Below are 15,691 nucleotides of genomic sequence, written 5' to 3'. Positions count from 1 at the left end.
TCGGCATTCGCGACACGCAGAAGACCACCGTCACCGGTGTCGAGATGTTCCGCAAGCTGCTGGATCAGGGCGAAGCGGGCGACAACGTCGGCATTCTGCTGCGCGGCACTAAGCGTGACGACGTCCAGCGAGGTCAGGTGCTGTGCAAGCCGGGTTCGATTACCCCGCACACGCACTTCGAAGCCGAGGTGTACATCCTGGGCAAGGAAGAGGGCGGTCGTCACACGCCGTTCTTCAACGGGTACCGTCCGCAGTTCTACTTCCGCACGACGGACGTGACGGGCTCGGTGGAGCTTCCGGAAGGCACCGAGATGGTGATGCCGGGTGACAACGTGAAGATGACGGTGTCCCTGATCAATCCGATCGCGATGGAAGACGGTCTGCGCTTTGCGATCCGCGAAGGCGGCCGCACTGTGGGCGCCGGCGTCGTCTCCAAGATCATCGAGTGATATAGTAGACAAGTTGACAGACTGACCGCGAGAGGCGGCGCCGTGTGCGTCGTCTCTCGCGTTTGTTTCTTGTCGATTCGATTTCTAGGCCAGTAGCTCAATTGGCAGAGCAGCGGTCTCCAAAACCGCAGGTTGGGGGTTCGAGTCCCTCCTGGCCTGCCATCTTCGAGATGGCGGCAGCACCGGGTGATACGTATTCATGAGTGAACAATCGGAACAGACCGGCGTGCTTGATACCGTCAAGCTCGCGGTGGCCGTGGCGCTGCTGATTGCCGGCGTCATGGGCTTCTATTGGTTCCAGGACGAATCCACTCTGATTCGCGTCCTCGGGCTGCTTGCCGTCGTGGGGGTCGCCATCGGGATCGCGATGACGACCGCCAAGGGCAGCCAGCTCGCCGGCTTTATGGGCAACGCGCGCACCGAGGTGCGCAAGATGGTGTGGCCCACCCGCGTAGAGACGACCCAGACCACGCTGATCGTCATTGCCGTCGTGATCCTGGTGGGGATCATGCTCTGGCTCCTGGACATGTTCCTGGGCTGGGGCATCAGTCGGTTCATCGGATAAGCAGCAGGATTTTCCCCATGGCACTACGCTGGTACGTCGTACAGGCATTCTCGGGTTTCGAGGCACAGGTGAAGCGGTCCCTGGAGGAGCGCATCGAGCGTTTCGGCATGCAGGACCACTTTGGCGAAATCCTGGTGCCCACCGAGGAGGTCGTCGAGATGAAGGACGGCCAGAAGCGCAAGAGTGAGCGCAAGTTCTTCCCCGGCTATGTCCTGGTTCAGATGGACCTCAACGACGAGGCCTGGCATCTCGTCAAGGCCGTGCCGCGCGTGCTCGGCTTCATCGGTGGCACCGCGGACCGTCCGGCGCCGATCAGCGACAAGGAAGCCGACGCGATTCTGCAGCGCATGCAGGAAGGTGCCGAGAAGCCGCGTCCGAAGGTGCTGTTCGAGGTGGGCGAGATGGTCCGCGTAATCGACGGCCCGTTCAACGATTTCAATGGCGTGGTCGAGGAAGTCAACTACGACAAGAGTCGTCTGCTAGTGGCGGTTCAGATTTTCGGGCGGTCGACGCCCGTGGAACTCGAGTTCCACCAAGTCGAGAAAACCTGAGACGCGCAAGCGTCATCACCTGTTAATCGGGGAGCCGCAAGGCGTTCGCACCCGAGGGAGTCCTCATGGCAAAGAAAATCGAAGCGTATATCAAGCTTCAGGTGGCGGCTGGCAAGGCCAACCCGAGCCCGCCCGTGGGCCCGGCGCTGGGTCAGCGCGGCGTGAACATCATGGAGTTCTGCAAGGCGTTCAACGCCCAGACCCAGGAGATGGAGCCCGGTCTGCCGATTCCGGTGGTGATCACCGTGTACGCGGATCGCAGCTTCACGTTCATTACCAAGACGCCCCCGGCGGCGGTCCTGCTGAAGAAGGCGGCCGGCATTCAGTCCGGTTCCGGTCAGCCGAACACCAACAAGGTCGGCACCGTGACGCGCGCCCAGCTGGAAGAAATTGCGAAGACCAAGGAACCGGATATGACCGCGGCTGATCTCGATGCCGCCGTGCGTACCATCGCCGGCAGTGCCCGCAGTATGGGCCTCGAAGTGGAGGGTCTCTGACATGGCGAAGCTTTCCAAGCGTATGCAGGCCTATCGCGAGAAGGTGGAGCCGGGTCACCTGTATCCGGTCACCGAAGCCTTTGATCTCCTGCGTGACCTGCCCAAGGCCAAGTTCCGCGAGTCGGTGGACGTTGCCGTGAACCTCGGCGTGGACCCGCGCAAATCCGACCAGGTGGTGCGCGGTTCCACCGTGTTGCCGCATGGCAATGGCAAGACTGTGCGCGTGGCCGTGTTCACCCAGGGTGCGAACGCTGATGCCGCCAAGGAAGCCGGGGCCGATGTCGTCGGCATGGACGACCTCGCCGAACAGGTGAAGGCCGGCCAGATGGACTTCGACGTGGTGATCGCCTCCCCGGATGCGATGCGCGTCGTCGGCCAGCTCGGCCAGATTCTCGGCCCGCGCGGCCTGATGCCGAACCCGAAGGTCGGCACCGTGACCCCGGATGTGGCCACCGCGGTGACCAATGCCAAGGGTGGTCAGGTGCGCTACCGCACCGACAAGGGTGGCATCGTCCACTGCACTATTGGCGCGGCCGATTTCGACACGAATTCGCTTACCGACAATCTGAACGCCCTGCTGGCTGACCTGCTGAAGATGAAGCCGGCGACCTCCAAGGGGCAGTACGTCAAGGCCGTGGTCGTCTCGACGACCATGGGTCCGGGCGTCAAGGTCGATCAGGGCTCGTTGGAGCTCTAAGCAAGAAAATACGGTTTTTGGTCGGCTGTCGCGCAAGCGGCACGCCATCCAAGACCGCAGGCGCCGAGCTCCAGGGCCCGGCTTAATACTCCAGCCTGCGCAGATGGTGTCACCCGATTCAGGAAGTACCTGCGACGGGAGCACCGAAGTGCCGGGTTCGCCCGGTTTCACGATCACCTCCGGGTGGTCTTACTAGAGGAGAGTCAACGTGGCTTTGAATCTCGACGACAAGAAGGCGATTGTCTCGGAGCTGGCTACGGTTGCTGCCTCGGCGCATTCCGCGGTCGCCGCGGAGTACCGGGGTCTCTCGGTCGCGCAGATGACCGACCTTCGTCGGCAGGCCCGCACTACCGGGGTCTATCTGCGGGTGGTGAAGAACAACCTCGCCAAGCGTGCCATTGAGGGTACGGATTTCGCGTGCATGCAGCCCGAGCTGCAGGGTCCGCTGATCCTTGCCTTCAGTGAAGAGGAGCCTGGCTCCGCGGCACGCCTGGTGAAGAACTTCGCCAAGGAAAACGATCAGCTGAAGGTCCGGCTGGTGTCCTTTGGTGGGCAGCTCATGGGGGCGAACGATCTCGATCGCCTCGCGAGCCTGCCGACCCGTGATGAGGCGCTCTCGCAGCTGCTCGCCACGATGAAGGCACCGCTCGACAAGTTCGCCCGTACGGTGAACGAAGTCCCGGGCAAGCTTGTGCGTACCGTTGCAGCAATCCGTGATCAGAAGCAGGCAGCCTGAAGAACCCTTCAAGCCTGCTTCTGCAGCATGTACTGAATGAATTCGGGCTCGACCCGTTAGGAGATTAAGAAATGGCCGTTTCGAAAGAAGATATCCTGGAAGCCATCGGCAACATGACGGTCCTGGAGATTGTGGACCTGATCAGCGAGATGGAAGAGAAGTTCGGCGTGTCCGCCGCTGCCGCTGTTGCGGCCGCCCCGGCTGCCGCTGGTGGCGAAGCCGCTGCCGCTGAAGTCAAGGACGAGTTCGACGTCGTGATGTCGAGCTTCGGCGAGAACAAGGTCGGCGTCATCAAGGTCGTCCGCGGCCTGACCGGTCTGGGTCTGAAGGAAGCCAAGGAAATGGTCGAAGGCGTGCCGGCGACCGTGAAGGAAGGCGCTCCGAAGGACGAGGCCGAGAAGATGAAGGCGGAGCTGGAAGGCGCGGGCGCCACCGTCGAACTGAAGTAAGAAGGCGCTTGCGCCTGTTGTTTTCGTGTACATCACGAAGCCCTGAGGCTGGCGGCCGTTTGGTCGCCAGCCTCAGCCCGTGGTGGCGCGTGTTTTGTCGCGCGTTGTTCAGCTAGCCTCCGAGGTAAGCCATGGCCCTCAGTTATACCGAAAAGAAACGTATCCGCAAGGACTTCGGGAAGCGTCCCCAGATCCTCGAAGTCCCGTACCTGCTGGAAACCCAGCTGACCTCCTATCGGGATTTCCTGCAGGCGGACCGAGCGTCCGACGGGCGGGATCCGATGGGCCTGCATGCGGCGTTTCAGTCGGTTTTCCCCATCGTCAGTTATTCCGGTCATGTCCAGCTCGAGTACGTGAGCTATCGCCTGGGCGAACCGATGTTCGACGTGAAGGAATGCCAGATCCGTGGCGTGACCTATGCGGCCCCGCTGCGTGTCCTCTTGCGCCTGGTGATTCACGACAAGGAAGCCCCGGCGGGTTCCACCGTGGTCAAGGAGGTCAAGGAGCAGGAAGTCTACATGGGCGAAATGCCGCTCATGACCGAGAACGGCACCTTTGTCATCAACGGTACCGAACGCGTAATCGTGTCGCAGTTGCACCGCTCGCCGGGCGTGTTCTTCGACAGCGACAAGGGCAAGACCCAGGGCAGTGCACAGAAACTGCTTTATAACGCCCGCATTATTCCGTACCGCGGCTCCTGGCTCGATTTCGAGTTCGACGCCAAGGACGGGGTCTTCGTGCGCATCGACCGTCGCCGCAAGCTGCCGGCGTCGATCCTGCTGCGCGCACTGGGTATGGATACCGAAGAGATCCTCACCACCTTTTTCGAATTCAATCAGCTCACCCTCGACGATGACGGCGGCGAGCTGGACCTGATCCCCGAGCGCATGCGCGGCGAGACTGCCGTGATCGACATTACCGATGGCGAAACCGTCATTGTCGAGGCCGGTCGGCGTATTACGCCGCGCCATATCCGGGAGATCGAGAAGGCCGGCATCAACACCCTGCGGGTGCCGGACGAATACCTGCTGGGTCGGGTGCTGGCCAAGGGCGTGGTGGATGAGTCCACCGGGGAACTGATCGCCAATGCCAATGACGCCCTGACCCAGGAGATGCTCGACAAGCTGCGCGCCGAGGGCGTGAAGTCGCTGGAGACCATCTACACCAACGACTACGACCACGGTCCGTACATGTCGGATACGCTGCGTCTGGATCCGACCAAGAGCCAGCTGGAGGCCCAGGTCGAGATCTACCGCGTGATGCGCCCGGGCGAGCCGCCGACCAAGGACGCTGCGGAGAACCTGTTCTCCAACCTGTTCTTTTCGGAAGATCGCTACGACCTGTCCGCCGTGGGCCGGATGAAGTTCAACCGCCGCGTGGGTCGCGATACCGACGAGGGCGCGGGCGTGCTGTCGCCGGAAGACATCCTGGATGTCCTCAAGGTGCTGATTGACCTGCGTAACGGCAACGGCCGTACCGATGACATCGACCACCTGGGCAACCGTCGCATCCGCAGCGTGGGCGAGATGGCGGAAAACCAGTTCCGCCTTGGCCTGGTGCGTGTCGAACGCGCGGTCAAGGAGCGTCTCACCGTCGCCGAGAGCGAAGGCCTGATGCCGCAGGAACTGATCAACGCCAAGCCGGTGGCCGCCGCGGTCAAGGAATTCTTCGGGTCCAGCCAGCTGTCGCAGTTCATGGACCAGAACAACCCGCTGTCCGAGGTGACGCACAAACGGCGTATCTCGGCCCTGGGTCCGGGCGGGCTTACCCGCGAACGTGCCGGCTTCGAAGTGCGCGACGTGCACCCGACGCATTACGGTCGCGTGTGCCCGATCGAGACTCCGGAAGGCCCGAACATCGGTCTGATCAACTCGCTGGCCGTGTATGCCCGCACCAACCGCTACGGCTTCCTGGAGACGCCGTATCGCAAGGTCGAAGAGGGCAAGGTGACCGAGGAGATCGTCTACCTCTCCGCGATCGAAGAAAGCCAGTACGTGATCGCCCAGGCGAACGCGGCGATGGACGAGGAAGGTCGCCTGAGCGATGACCTCGTGTCTTGCCGTCACCAGGAGGAGTTCACGATCTCGTCTCCGGACAAGATCCAGTACATGGACGTCTCGCCAAAGCAGATCGTGTCGGTGGCCGCCGCGTTGCTGCCCTTCCTGGAGCATGACGATGCCAACCGCGCCCTGATGGGCGCGAACATGCAGCGTCAGGCCGTGCCGTGCCTGCGGGCCGACAAGCCGCTGGTGGGTACCGGTATCGAGCGCGCCGTCGCCATCGACTCCGGGTCCGCGATCGTCGCCAAGCGCGGCGGTACGGTGGACTCGGTGGACGCCGGTCGTGTGGTGGTCCGTGTGAACGACGACGAAACCGTCGCCGGCGAGCCGGGCGTGGATATCTACAACCTCACCAAGTACTCGCGTTCCAACCAGAACACCTCCATCAACCAGCGTCCCCTGGTTGCGGTCGGCGACGAAATCGCCCGCGGTGACGCGATTGCCGATGGCTCGTCCACGGATCTGGGCGAGCTGGCGCTGGGGCAGAACATGATGGTCGCGTTCATGCCCTGGAATGGCTACAACTTCGAGGACTCGATTCTGATCTCGGAGCGCGTGGTGCAGGAGGATCGTTACACCACGATCCACATCGAGGAGCTCAACTGTGTCGCTCGTGACACCAAGCTCGGCCAGGAAGAGATCACCGCGGATATCCCGAACGTCTCCGAGTCGTTGCTGAACAAGCTGGACGAGTCCGGCGTGGTCTACGTCGGGGCCGAGGTGAACCCGGGCGACATCCTGGTCGGCAAGGTCACGCCGAAGGGCGAGACCCAGCTGACGCCGGAAGAGAAGCTCCTGAGGGCGATCTTTGGCGAGAAGGCCTCGGACGTGAAGGACACCTCCCTGCGTGTGCCATCCGGCATCGAGGGGACGGTGATCGACGTGCGTGTTTTCACCCGCGACGGTGTGGAGAAAGACGCCCGCGCCCGGTCGATCGAGGCCGACGATCTGGCCGCTGTGCAGAAGGACCTGAAGGACCAGCTGCGCATCTACGAGGATGACATCTACGCCCGCGTCGAGCGGCTGCTGGTCAACAAGACCGCCGCCGGTGGCCCGGATGGGCTGGGTGATGGCTCCAAGGTGACCAAGAAGTATTTGCAGGGGCTGTCCCGCGACAAGTGGTTCGAGGTCCGCCTGCAGGACGATGCGGTCAACAGCCAGCTGGAAGACCTGGGTCGCCAGATCAAGGATCAGCACGAGGCGTTCGAGAAGAAGTTCGAGCACCAGAAGGCCAAGCTGGCCGCGGGCGACGACCTGCCGCCAGGCGTGCAGAAGATGGTCAAGGTCTACGTGGCCGTGAAGCGCCGCCTGCAGCCGGGCGACAAGATGGCCGGTCGCCACGGGAACAAGGGCGTGATCTCGATGATCGTGCCGGAAGAGGACATGCCGTTCCTCGAGGACGGTACCCCGGTCGACGTGGTGCTGAACCCGTTGGGCGTGCCCTCGCGCATGAACGTCGGCCAGGTGCTGGAAGTGCACCTGGGTTGGGCGGCCCGAGGTCTCGGCCACAAGATCAACCGCATGCTCGAGGCGCAAGCCGAGATCGCCAAGCTGCGCGAGTTCCTCGACAAGATCTACAACAACCGCGAACGCAAGGTGGACCTCGACTCCATATCGGACCCCGAGATCATCACCCTGTGCCGCAACCTGCGCGGTGGCGTGCCGATGGCGACGCCGGTGTTCGACGGCGCCGAAGAGGCCGAGATCAAGGAGATGCTGCGTCTGGCGGACCTGCCGGAAACGGGGCAGGCCCAGTTGTACGACGGGCGCACCGGGGACGGCTTCGACCGCCCGGTCACCGTGGGCTACATGCACATGCTGAAGCTGAACCACCTGGTCGACGACAAGATGCATGCACGTTCCACCGGCCCGTACTCGCTGGTCACCCAGCAGCCGCTGGGCGGCAAGGCGCAGTTCGGTGGTCAGCGCTTCGGCGAAATGGAGGTCTGGGCACTGGAGGCCTACGGCGCCGCCTACACGTTGCAGGAAATGCTGACAGTGAAGGCGGACGACGTGCAGGGCCGCAACAAGATGTACAAGAACATCGTTGACGGTGAGCACCACATGGAGGCCAACGTCCCCGAGTCGTTCAACGTGCTCATGAAGGAGATCAAGGCGCTCGGCATCAATATCGAGCTCGAGCAGGACTGATCTTCTCCGATCCGATTGTGATCCGACGGGGCGCAGTGCGCCCCTCGAAACCAAGTTTGTGAGGCAAGCGAATGAAAGACCTCCTGAATCTGTTCAAGCAACAGACCCAGCCGGAAGAGTTCGATGCGATCCGCATCGGTCTTGCGTCCCCGGACCAGATCCGTTCCTGGTCCTTTGGCGAGGTGAAGAAGCCGGAAACCATCAATTACCGGACGTTCAAGCCGGAACGTGATGGCCTGTTCTGCGCGAAGATCTTCGGGCCGGTGAAGGACTACGAGTGCCTGTGCGGCAAGTACAAGCGCCTGAAGCATCGTGGCGTGGTGTGCGAGAAGTGCGGCGTCGAAGTGACCCAGACCAAGGTCCGGCGCGAGCGCATGGGCCATATCGACCTGGCCTCGCCGGTTGCCCACATCTGGTACCTGAAGAGCTTGCCGTCCCGTATTGGCCTGCTGCTCGACATGACCCTGAAGGACATCGAGAAGGTCCTGTACTTCGAGTCCTTCATCGTCACCGATCCGGGCTTCACCACGCTGGAGAAGCGCCAGCTCCTGACCGACGAGGAATACCTCGAGGCGATGGAAGAGCACGGTGACGACTTCACCGCGCTGATGGGCGCGGAGGCCGTGCTGAGCCTGTTGAAGGAAATGGATCTGCCGGCCGAAGCGACGAAGCTGCGCCAGGACCTGACCGAGACCGGTTCCGAGACCAAGATCAAGCGCTTCGGCAAGCGGCTCAAGCTGGTCGAGGCCTTCCTCGATTCCGGCAACAAGCCGGAGTGGATGATCATGAAGGTGCTGCCGGTACTGCCGCCGGACCTGCGTCCGCTGGTGCCGCTGGATGGCGGCCGGTTTGCGACGTCCGACCTGAATGATCTGTACCGCCGGGTGATCAACCGCAACAACCGTCTGCGTCGCTTGCTGGAGCTGAATGCCCCGGACATCATCGTGCGCAACGAAAAGCGCATGCTGCAGGAGTCTGTGGACGCGCTGCTGGATAACGGCCGTCGCGGCCGTGCCATCACCGGTACCAACAAGCGCCCGCTGAAGTCCCTGGCCGACATGATCAAGGGCAAGCAGGGCCGCTTCCGCCAGAACCTGCTGGGCAAGCGTGTCGACTACTCCGGTCGCTCGGTGATCGTGGTGGGCCCGACTCTGCGCCTGCACCAGTGCGGTCTGCCCAAGCGCATGGCCCTGGAGCTGTTCAAGCCGTTCATCTTCGGCAAGCTGCAGCGCCGTGGTCTCGCGACCACCATCAAGGCCGCCAAGAAGGCGGTGGAAAAGGAAGGTCCCGAGGTCTGGGATATCCTGGAAGAGGTGATCCGCGAGCACCCGGTCATGCTGAACCGCGCGCCGACCCTGCACCGCCTGGGTATCCAGGCGTTCGAGCCGGTATTGATCGAAGGCAAGGCGATCCAGCTGCACCCGCTGGTTTGCGCCGCGTTCAACGCGGACTTCGACGGTGACCAGATGGCCGTGCACGTGCCGCTGTCGCTGGAGGCCCAGCTGGAGGCGCGCACGCTGATGCTGTCCTCCAACAACGTGCTGTCCCCGGCCAACGGCGAGCCGATCATCGTGCCGTCGCAGGATATTGTCCTGGGGCTCTACTACCTGTCGCGCGAGAAGGTGAACGCGAAGGGCGAAGGCATGACGTTCGCCGACGTGGATGAAGTCCACCGCGCCTACGAACACAAGCTGGTGGATCTGCACGCGCGCGTTACCGTGCGGATTGGCGACACCATGGCCGAGGTCGGCGAGGGCGAGAGCCTGCCGTACCTGCGCCAGGAGACCACCGTGGGTCGCGCGATCCTGTCGCGCATCATGCCCAAGGGTCTGCCGTTCGAGCTGATTGACCGCGAGCTGAACAAGAAGGCGATCTCCGGCCTGATTAACCAGTGCTATCGCCGCCTGGGTCTGAAGGATACGGTGGTGTTCGCGGACCAGCTGATGTACGCGGGCTTCTACTACTCCACCCGTGCCGGCGTCTCCTTCTGCGCCGACGACATGGTGATCCCGGACGAGAAGCAGCCGATCCTGCAGGGTGCCGAAGAACAGGTTAAGGAGATCGAGAACCAGTACGCCTCGGGTCTCGTGACCAAGGGCGAGCGTTACAACAAGGTCGTGGATATCTGGTCTCACTGTAATGACCAGGTCGCCAAGGCCATGATGGAGCGGCTCGGCAAGGAGAAGGTCGTCAACAAGGACGGCGAGACGGTCGAGCAGAACTCGTTCAACTCGATCTTCATGATGGCCGACTCCGGTGCGCGTGGCTCCGCTGCGCAGATTCGTCAGCTGGCCGGCATGCGTGGCCTGATGGCCAAGCCGGACGGCTCGATCATCGAGACGCCGATCACGGCGAACTTCCGCGAAGGTCTCAACGTCTTGCAGTACTTCATCTCCACCCACGGCGCCCGTAAGGGGCTGGCCGATACGGCGTTGAAGACCGCGAACTCGGGTTACCTGACCCGTCGCCTGGTGGATGTCTCCCAGGATGTAGTGGTGACCCAGCCGGATTGCGGGACCCAGCAGGGCCTGCAGATGAAGCCGATCATCGAAGGTGGCGACGTGGTCGAGCCGTTGCGCGACCGCGTGCTCGGCCGGACCACTGCGGTCGATGTGCTGCGCCCGGGTACCGATGAGGTATTGATCCCGGCCGGCACGCTGCTGGACGAGGCCATGGTGGACTCCCTGGATGCCGCTTCGGTCGACGAAGTGCTGGTGCGTTCCGCGATTACCTGCGAGACCCGCCAGGGCATTTGTGCCAAGTGCTATGGGCGTGACCTGGCGCGTGGCCACGAGGTCAACGCCGGCGAGGCCGTGGGCGTCATCGCCGCGCAGTCGATCGGCGAGCCGGGTACCCAGCTGACGATGCGTACCTTCCATATCGGCGGGGCCGCGAGCCGTGCCGTGACGGTCAGTGCGATCCAGGTGAAGAGCTCCGGTTCTGTCCGTCTGCATAACCTGAAGACGGTCACCAACAAGGCCGGCAACCTGGTCGCGGTCTCGCGCTCGGGCGAGCTGGGTGTGATCGACGATCAGGGTCGCGAACGGGAGCGCTACAAGATTCCCTATGGCGCGCTGATCACGGTCCACGACAGCGATGCCGTCGAAGCCGGCCAGGAAGTCGCGAGCTGGGATCCGCATACGCATCCGATCGTCACCGAGGTGGCCGGTAACCTGCGCCTCGCGGACTTCGTGGAGAACGTGACGGTCACCAAGGAGACCGATGAGTTCACCGGCCTGTCGTCCAACGTGGTCCTGGATCCGAAGAGCCGCTCTACGGCGGGCAAGGATCTGCGCCCGACGGTGAAGCTGCTGGACGACGACGGCAACGAGGTGTACATCCCGGGGACCGACATGCCCGCGCAGTACATGCTGCCGGCCAATGCGATCTTCAACCTGGAGGACAACGCCCGGGTCGAGGTGGGTGACGTCATTGCCCGTCTGCCGCAGGAGTCCTCCAAGACGCGTGACATCACCGGTGGTCTGCCGCGTGTGGCCGACTTGTTCGAGGCGCGGCGTCCCAAGGAGCCGGCGGTGCTGGCCGAGATCTCGGGCACCGTGTCCTTCGGCAAGGAGACCAAGGGCAAGCAGCGTCTCGTGATCACCCCGGACAAGGGTGACCCGGTCGAGATGATGATTCCCAAGCTGCGTACCGTGAACGTGTTCGAAGGCGAGCGTGTCGAGCGTGGCGAGGTCGTGGTGGACGGTGAGCTGGATCCGCATGACATCATCCGTCTGCGCGGCGTCACCACCCTGGCCGAGTACCAGGTCCAGGAGATCCAGGACGTTTACCGTCTCCAGGGTGTGAAGATCAACGACAAGCACATCGAGGTGATCGTCCGCCAGATGATGCGCAAGGTGAACATCGAGGACGCCGGCGACACCAAGTTCCTCGCCGGGGACCAGGTGGATCGCATTCGGGTGCTGGAGGAGAACGAGCAGCTGGGTGCCGACAAGCAGCCGGCAACCTACGAGCGCGTGCTCCTGGGTATCACCAAGGCGTCGCTGGTGACCGAGTCGTTCATCTCTGCGGCCTCCTTCCAGGAGACCACCCGCGTGCTCACCGAGGCCTCGACCCGAGGTGCGCGTGACGATCTGCGCGGCCTGAAGGAAAACGTGATTGTCGGACGCCTGATCCCCGCGGGGACGGGCCTCGCCTATCACAAGGAGCGTCGCCGCAAGCGCGCACTGGAAATGCCCGAGTTCGAGACGGTAGCGGAGGCGCCGGCGGTGATCGCCGACTCCGAACCGGCTACGACCGACCCGGGTACCACGGAAGACGGGTCCGAGTGACCCGTCCCACCTTGACACTCACGGGGGCGGCGATTAGACTTCCGCTCCCTCGACAGTCCGGTCTCGGCGCCGGCCTGTCGTTATTTTTAGGCTAGGAGAAAGGGTTTCATGGCCACGATCAACCAGTTGGTACGCAAGCCCCGCAAGCGCCCCGTCGAAAAGAGCGACGTGCCGGCGCTGCAGGGTTCCCCGCAGAAGCGCGGGGTCTGCACCCGTGTCTACACGACCACCCCGAAGAAGCCGAACTCCGCGCTGCGCAAGGTTGCGCGCGTGCGGCTGACCAACGGCTACGAAGTCAGTAGCTACATCGGTGGGGAAGGCCACAACCTGCAGGAGCACTCGGTGGTCCTGATTCGTGGCGGCCGTGTTAAGGATCTCCCGGGTGTGCGTTACCACACGGTGCGCGGCAGCCTGGACACCCAGGGTGTGCAGAAGCGCATGCAGGGCCGGTCCAAGTACGGCACCAAGCGTCCCAAATCCTAACCGTGATCCATGATCCAGTCCGGGAACTGAAACATGTCTAGAAGAGCAGCAGCCCCCAAGCGTCACATCCTCCCCGACCCGAAGTTCGGAAGCGAGCGCCTGGCCAAGTTCATCAACACGGTGATGCGTGACGGCAAGAAGTCCGTCGCCGAACAGGTCGTGTATGGCGCCCTGGACCAGATCGAGTCCAAGCAGGGCGACGGGATGGGTGCGCTGGAACGCGCCCTGGACAACATTCGCCCGCGTGTCGAGGTGAAGTCCCGCCGCGTTGGTGGTGCGACCTACCAGGTTCCGGTGGAAGTGCGCTCGGTGCGTCAGGATGCGCTGGCCATGCGCTGGGTGGTCGAGGCTGCCCGCAAGCGGGGCGAGCGCACCATGGCCCTGAAGCTGGCCGGCGAACTGATGGACGCCTCGGACAGCAAGGGTTCGGCCGTCAAGAAGCGCGAAGACACTCACCGCATGGCGGAAGCGAACAAGGCGTTCGCTCACTTCCGCTGGTAAACCAGATTTAGAGAGGCTCACCGTGGCACGCAAGACACCACTGAAGCGCTACCGGAATATCGGGATCAGCGCGCACATCGACGCCGGCAAGACGACGACGACCGAGCGCATCCTGTTCTATACCGGTCTGTCGCACAAGATCGGCGAGGTGCATGACGGCGCCGCCACGATGGACTGGATGGAGCAGGAGCAGGAGCGCGGGATCACCATTACCTCCGCGGCGACCACCAGCTTCTGGTCCGGCATGGCCAAGCAGTTCGACGAGCATCGAGTGAACATCATCGATACGCCCGGGCACGTGGACTTCACCATCGAGGTTGAACGTTCCATGCGCGTGCTCGACGGCGCGGTCATGGTGTATTGCGCCGTGGGCGGTGTGCAGCCGCAATCCGAGACGGTCTGGCGTCAGGCAACCAAGTACGCCGTGCCGCGTCTCGCGTTCGTCAATAAGATGGACCGCGCCGGCGCCGATTTCCTGCGTGTCTACGAGCAGATGAAGGAGCGGCTGCAGGCCAACCCGGTGCCGATCCAGTTGCCGATTGGCGCCGAGGACCAGTTCAAGGGTGTGATCGACCTGGTCAAGATGCAGGCGATCTACTGGGACGAAGAGAACTTCGGTATCAGCTTCGAGTACAAGGACATCCCCGATGACCTGAAGGCCGAAGCCGACAAGTGGCGCGAGAATATGCTCGAGGCCGCCGCCGAGGCGAACGAAGAGCTGATGGACAAGTACCTCAACGAGGGCGATCTCAGCGAGGCAGAAGTCAAGTCGGCCCTGCGCCAGCGGACCCTCGCGCTCGAGATTGTCCCGATGCTGTGCGGTTCCGCGTTCAAGAACAAGGGCGTTCAGGCAATGCTGGACGCGGTTGTCGAGTACCTGCCCTCTCCGGAGGAGGTCAAGGCGATCAAGGGCGTGAAGGCGGGCACCGAAGAGCCGGTGGCCAAGCACGCGTCGGACGACGAGCCCTTCGCGGCTTTGGCGTTCAAGATCATGACCGACCCCTATGTGGGTTCCCTGACCTTCGTTCGCGTTTATTCGGGCGTGCTGTCGGCCGGGGACTCGGTGCTGAATACGCAAAACAACCGCCGCGAGCGGATTGGTCGTATCCTGCAGATGCACTCCAACTCCCGCGAGGAGATCAAGGAGCTGCGTGCAGGCGACATCGGCGCGGTAGTCGGCCTGAAGGACCTTTATACCGGTACGACGCTGTGCGATCCGAATGACCCGGTCGAGCTCGAGCGCATGGAGTTCCCGGAGCCGGTGATCTCCATCGCGGTCGAACCGAAGACCAAGACCGACCAGGAAAAGATGGGTATCGCGCTGAACAAGCTGGCGCAGGAAGATCCGTCCTTCAAGGTGCATACCGACGAAGAGTCCGGTCAGACCATCATCTCGGGTATGGGCGAGCTCCATCTCGAGGTGCTGGTGGACCGCATGAAGCGCGAGTTCAAGGTCGAGGCCAACGTTGGGCAGCCCCAGGTGGCCTACCGCGAGACCATTCGCAAGACGGTCGAGCAGGAAGGCAAGTTTGTGCGGCAGTCGGGTGGTCGCGGCCAGTATGGCCACGTGTGGCTGCGCCTCGAGCCGCTGGAACCCGGTAGCGGGTACCAGTTCGAGAACGCCATCGTGGGCGGTGTGGTGCCCAAGGACTACATCCCGGCGGTCAACAAGGGTGTGGCCGAGCAGATGTCCAATGGTGTGCTCGCCGGCTATCCGGTCGAGGACGTGAAGGTCACGCTGTTCGATGGCTCCTACCATGACGTTGACTCCAACGAGATGGCGTTCAAGGTTGCGGGCTCCATGGCCTTCAAGGAAGGCGCGCTGAAGGCCGGCGCCGTGCTTCTTGAGCCGATGATGAAGGTCGAGGTGGAAACACCCGAAGAGTACATGGGCGACGTGATGGGCGACCTCAATCGCCGTCGTGGCCTGGTGAAGGGCATGGAAGACGTCGCCGGGCAGAAGCTGCTGCGGGCCGAGGTTCCCCTGTCCGAGATGTTCGGCTACTCGACCCAGTTGCGCTCGATGAGTCAGGGTCGCGCGACCTACTCGATGGAATTCGAGAAGTACGCCGAGGCCCCCGCGCAGATCGCCGAGGCGGTAGCCGCCAAAGCGTCCTGATCCCGAATTCGCGTTATTTGAAAGAACTGTAAAGAGGTTTGAGCTGTGTCCAAGGAAAAGTTCGAGCGTAAGAAGCCGCATGTGAATGTGGGTACGATTGGTCATGTGGACCATGGGAAAACGACGCTGACGGCGGCGATG

Annotated in this window: 13 protein-coding genes and 1 tRNA gene; all 14 read left to right on the top strand. The window is 62.9% G+C overall.

What is annotated here, in order from left to right:
- On the top strand, positions 1–449 hold a 449-nt coding region (locus D573_RS0113490), incomplete at its 5' end, for an EF-Tu/IF-2/RF-3 family GTPase (RefSeq protein WP_018939107.1).
- Positions 450–535: 86 nt separating this feature from the next.
- Positions 536–611: transfer RNA gene (locus D573_RS0113485), tRNA-Trp, on the top strand.
- Positions 612–648: 37 nt separating this feature from the next.
- Positions 649–1,014, top strand: coding sequence for a preprotein translocase subunit SecE (gene secE / locus D573_RS0113480; protein ID WP_018167854.1), 366 nt, complete (start codon positions 649–651; stop codon positions 1,012–1,014).
- A gap of 17 nt (positions 1,015–1,031) precedes the next feature.
- On the top strand, positions 1,032–1,565 hold the full coding sequence (gene nusG, locus D573_RS0113475) for a transcription termination/antitermination protein NusG (protein WP_017940468.1): 534 nt from the start codon (positions 1,032–1,034) through the stop codon (positions 1,563–1,565).
- A 65-nt stretch (positions 1,566–1,630) separates the two neighbouring features.
- A complete protein-coding gene (gene rplK, locus D573_RS0113470) occupies positions 1,631–2,062 on the top strand; it encodes a 50S ribosomal protein L11 (RefSeq protein ID WP_018650512.1) in 432 nt (143 codons plus the stop codon).
- A 1-nt stretch (position 2,063) separates the two neighbouring features.
- The gene (gene rplA, locus D573_RS0113465) at positions 2,064–2,759 is read left to right on the top strand and encodes a 50S ribosomal protein L1 (RefSeq protein ID WP_018167856.1); all 696 of its coding nucleotides are present in this window, start codon (positions 2,064–2,066) and stop codon (positions 2,757–2,759) included.
- A 214-nt stretch (positions 2,760–2,973) separates the two neighbouring features.
- Complete coding sequence (gene rplJ, locus D573_RS0113460) at positions 2,974–3,495, top strand: 50S ribosomal protein L10 (RefSeq protein ID WP_018143869.1); 522 nt, start codon at positions 2,974–2,976, stop codon at positions 3,493–3,495.
- Positions 3,496–3,566: 71 nt separating this feature from the next.
- Positions 3,567–3,944: a 50S ribosomal protein L7/L12 gene (gene rplL, locus D573_RS0113455; protein ID WP_018143870.1), complete on the top strand. Its 378-nt coding sequence runs from the start codon at positions 3,567–3,569 to the stop codon at positions 3,942–3,944.
- A 131-nt stretch (positions 3,945–4,075) separates the two neighbouring features.
- Positions 4,076–8,155, top strand: coding sequence for a DNA-directed RNA polymerase subunit beta (gene rpoB, locus D573_RS0113450; protein WP_018939106.1), 4,080 nt, complete (start codon positions 4,076–4,078; stop codon positions 8,153–8,155).
- Between the two features lie 71 nt (positions 8,156–8,226).
- Positions 8,227–12,447 (top strand): DNA-directed RNA polymerase subunit beta', encoded by a 4,221-nt coding sequence (gene rpoC, locus D573_RS0113445; RefSeq protein WP_018939105.1) that lies wholly within the window; start codon positions 8,227–8,229, stop codon positions 12,445–12,447.
- Between the two features lie 108 nt (positions 12,448–12,555).
- Positions 12,556–12,930 carry a 30S ribosomal protein S12 gene (gene rpsL, locus D573_RS0113440; RefSeq protein ID WP_018143873.1) on the top strand — a complete coding sequence of 125 codons (375 nt, stop codon included), beginning with the start codon at positions 12,556–12,558 and terminating at the stop codon, positions 12,928–12,930.
- A gap of 33 nt (positions 12,931–12,963) precedes the next feature.
- Positions 12,964–13,431 carry a 30S ribosomal protein S7 gene (rpsG, locus tag D573_RS0113435; protein ID WP_018143874.1) on the top strand — a complete coding sequence of 156 codons (468 nt, stop codon included), beginning with the start codon at positions 12,964–12,966 and terminating at the stop codon, positions 13,429–13,431.
- Between the two features lie 22 nt (positions 13,432–13,453).
- Positions 13,454–15,550, top strand: a complete 2,097-nt coding sequence (gene fusA / locus D573_RS0113430; RefSeq protein WP_018939104.1) for an elongation factor G — start codon at positions 13,454–13,456, stop codon at positions 15,548–15,550.
- 45 nt (positions 15,551–15,595) lie between these two features.
- Positions 15,596–15,691: GTP-binding protein (locus tag D573_RS14505; RefSeq protein ID WP_018137563.1), on the top strand; the 96-nt coding region annotated here is incomplete at its 3' end.

It is taken from the genome of Thioalkalivibrio sp. AKL9, from assembly GCF_000377825.1.
Taxonomy (GTDB): domain Bacteria; phylum Pseudomonadota; class Gammaproteobacteria; order Ectothiorhodospirales; family Ectothiorhodospiraceae; genus Thioalkalivibrio; species Thioalkalivibrio versutus.
The sequence above is the reverse complement of the archived record's forward strand: the minus strand, read 5'-3'. Positions and strand labels throughout refer to the sequence as shown.